The sequence below is a fragment of the Myxococcus llanfairpwllgwyngyllgogerychwyrndrobwllllantysiliogogogochensis genome (assembly GCF_006636215.1).
Classification (GTDB): Bacteria; Myxococcota; Myxococcia; order Myxococcales; family Myxococcaceae; genus Myxococcus; species Myxococcus llanfairpwllgwyngyllgogerychwyrndrobwllllantysiliogogogochensis.
Map to the genome: position 1 here is coordinate 1 of NZ_VIFM01000771.1, position 444 is coordinate 444.

1 protein-coding gene is annotated in these 444 nt (G+C 65.5%); it reads right to left on the minus strand.

What is annotated here, in order from left to right; genetic code table 11:
• Positions 1-111 precede the first annotated feature (111 nt).
• Positions 112-444, minus strand: a 333-nt coding sequence (locus tag FJV41_RS55815) for a 2Fe-2S iron-sulfur cluster-binding protein (protein WP_246137939.1), incomplete at its 5' end; no start/stop codon positions are given.

Below are 444 nucleotides of genomic sequence, written 5' to 3' on the forward strand. Positions count from 1 at the left end.
TCATCAGGTCGAGCAGGTTGGTCCCTCCGGCCAGGAACTTCGCGCCCTCGATACCGGCGACGGCCTTGGCGGCCTCGGCCGGGGATTTGGCGCGTTCGTAACTGAAGGCCCTCATGCGCGCCTCCCTGCAGGGGTCACGCCTGCAACCTCTTCCATCGCCTCGGCAATATTGGAATAGGCCCCGCAGCGGCAGAGGTTGCCGCTCATGCGTTCGCGCATCTCCATGTTGGTGGCCCGGGGCCGTGCGCTGACGTCTGCCTGCACATGACTGGGGACACCCCGCTTGATCTCGTCCAGTACCGCCACCGCCGAGCAGATCTGCCCCGGCGTGCAGTACCCGCACTGGTAGCCGTCATGCTTGATGAAGGCGGCCTGCATCGGATGCAGGTCATCGGGGGTTCCGAGTCCTTCGATGGTGGTGATGGCATCGCCCTGGTGCTGCAC